At 33.4% G+C, this 2,700-nt stretch carries 2 protein-coding genes; both read left to right on the top strand.

Going from position 1 to position 2,700, the window contains the following annotated elements; translation table 11 throughout:
• Nucleotides 1–59 precede the first annotated feature (59 nt).
• Nucleotides 60–365 (top strand): hypothetical protein, encoded by a 306-nt coding sequence (locus tag PF572_03250; protein MDA3840081.1) that lies wholly within the window; start codon nt 60–62, stop codon nt 363–365.
• Nucleotides 366–486: 121 nt separating this feature from the next.
• Nucleotides 487–2,142 carry a putative DNA binding domain-containing protein gene (locus PF572_03245; GenBank protein ID MDA3840080.1) on the top strand — a complete coding sequence of 552 codons (1,656 nt, stop codon included), beginning with the start codon at nt 487–489 and terminating at the stop codon, nt 2,140–2,142.
• Nucleotides 2,143–2,700 lie beyond the last annotated feature (558 nt).

Below are 2,700 nucleotides of genomic sequence, written 5' to 3'. Positions count from 1 at the left end.
TTTATGGTTTTGAATAAACCATAAACATTTAGAACAAGATGGCAGGAAAACCAAAACGTATGGGACAGATCAAACAACTGATTCTTTTACACCAACAGGGGCATAGCATCAAGTCCATGACCCGCGAGCTTGGCATGAGCAAAAACACGGTAAAGACCTATCTAAAAAAGGTTGCGGCACTTCAAACAAGCACGAGTGATCTCTTGCAGCTAGATGACCCTGTATTGGAAACCAAGTTCCATGCAGGCACACCATCGTACAAACAAGACCGTTACGAGAAAATCAAATGCAACCTTGATTACTATTTTAAAGAGTTGGAAAAGCCCGGGGTAACCCGTTACCTTTTTAAAGAGCTGCAATTTTAACAACACACCAAATCATATTTTTATATTTGTATCTATTGCATAGATTTTTAAAAAAATTGAATTTACTTTATTCTAAATTTGCCTATTTAGCTCCAAATAAGAAAGAATATAGAATCAAAAAATGAGAAAACGGATAAACATAAATGCCAAATTAGAGGAACTCCTTTCGCAAAGCTATGAAAATGAAGTTGTAGAATTCAAAGAAGCCAAAAATAGCTTTGATTCTAGCAAACTTGGCAGTTATTTTTCAGCACTCTGCAATGAAGCAAATTTACAGGGACATTTAGCAGCTTGGCTTGTTTTCGGAGTTAGAGATAAAGACAAAAAGATTATCGACACTCAATTTAGACCAAACAAATCTGACTTACATAAGCTGAAAGCAGAAATTGCTAATGGCACTACCAATCGGATTTCATTTATAGAAATACATGAGTTAAAAACTCCCACTGGTAGAGTTATTTTATTTGAAATCCCTGCTGCTCCAAAAGGCATACCAATAGCATGGAAAGGACATTATTATGGAAGAGATGGAGAGCAACTAAATGCCTTAAATATTGAAGAAGTTGAACGAATCCGAATTCAAGCAACAGAAAAAGATTGGAGTGCTGAAATAATTCATAATGCGAGCATTGAAGATTTATCACAAACGGCTATTCACAAAGCAAGAGAATCTTATAAAAAGAAAAATCCAAAATTATCAGAAGATATTGATTCTTGGAATGATTTTACGTTTTTAAATAAAGCAAAAATTTGTATTAAAGGGAAAATCACGCGAACGGCTATTTTACTTCTAGGTAAAGCTGAATCAGAACACTTTATTAATCCAGCTACATCGAAAATTTCATGGATACTTAAGGATAGAGATAATATTGAAAAAGACTACGAACATTTTGTGTGCCCTTTAATTATTAATACAGAGAAAGTATATCAGAAAATAAGAAATTTAAAATATCGATACATATCTGACGGCACATTATTCCCAGAAGAAGTTGATCAATATGACCCATACATTATTCGAGAGGCATTAAATAACTGTATCGCTCATCAAGACTATACATTAGGCGGAAAAATTATTGTAATAGAAAATGATGAAGGAAGTTTAATATTTAGCAATGCAGGAAAGTTCATACCCGAAAGTGTTGAAGAAGTTGTAATAGCTGATGCTCCTGAATTTAGATATCGCAATAAGTTCTTAGCTGATGCTATGGTTAACCTAAATATGATAGACACCATTGGAAGCGGAATTAAAAAAATGTTTTTAATTCAAAGAAAGAAATATTTCCCATTACCTGATTATGAATTTACGAACAACAAAGTAAAAGTCACCATTACTGGTAAAGTTATTGATATTAACTATGCTCGTAAACTGGCAACTTTACCTGATTTGAAATTAGGAGATATTATCTTACTTGATAAGGTAGTTAAAAATAAAGCCTTAGATTCAGTTGAGATTAAACATTTAAAATCAAAAGGATTAATCGAAGGACGTAGACCTAATTTTTATATTTCAGCATTTGTCGCAAAAGTAACTGGAGAGCAGGGCGACTATATGAAACAAAGAGGTATAGATGATGAATATTGCAAAAAAATAATATTGGATTATTTAAAAAAGTTTGGAAAAGGAAAGAGTTCCGATTTTGAACGTATTATTTTAGAAAAGCTCCCAGACGTATTAAACGAATATCAAAAGAAGAATAAGATTAAAAATTTATTACAAAAACTAAAAAATGAGGATAAAATATTTACCAATGGAAAGTTTTGGGAAATATCTATCTAGAATTATTAAAAATAATATTTAGATATTTATTTAATCCATTCTAAATAGCCAGAATTATAAAACTGCAACACAACCAACACACTGCACACATATACAAGTCATTAGAAAACTAATCATGCCAATCATAAAATAGTTATTTAGAATGAATGAGTTGTTATTTATCTATTCCGAGATATTATCAATATCCATAAAGTTTGATAACTATCGGGACCAAATACAATAACGCAAACGGCAACGAATCCAAACATCCAGTTCTTTCAACTTGTTCTGCATATTTGCATAGCGAAAGTACCCCAACCATCCAGTAAGATAGCTGTTGAGTTCTTCCAATCGTTGATCGAAACTAAGTGGTCACTCCCCCCTGCAAGCTGGCCCACACCTAAAATTGTCCACCGGACAATTTCTAAACGGCATGTCCTGGGTGATTTCCTTCACCTTCTTCTTCATCAGCCCGAAGCGGACAGACGAAACCCTTAGGTGGTATTTGCCTTCCTCGCCCCGTTTATAAGTGCTGATAAAATTGTACCCCAACAGGTGAAAACTTATCGGACGGCAAAT

The organism is Patescibacteria group bacterium (assembly GCA_027858235.1).
GTDB lineage: Bacteria > Patescibacteriota > Patescibacteriia > Patescibacteriales > BM507 > BM507.
This window is presented reverse-complemented; position numbering and strand designations above follow the sequence as displayed.

Excerpts from the sequence above, each read along its gene's own strand:
- PF572_03250 (MDA3840081.1), top strand. The coding sequence starts at position 60 with ATGGGACAGATCAAACAACTGATTCTTTTACACCAACAGGGGCATAGC.
- PF572_03245 (MDA3840080.1), top strand. The coding sequence starts at position 487 with ATGAGAAAACGGATAAACATAAATGCCAAATTAGAGGAACTCCTTTCG.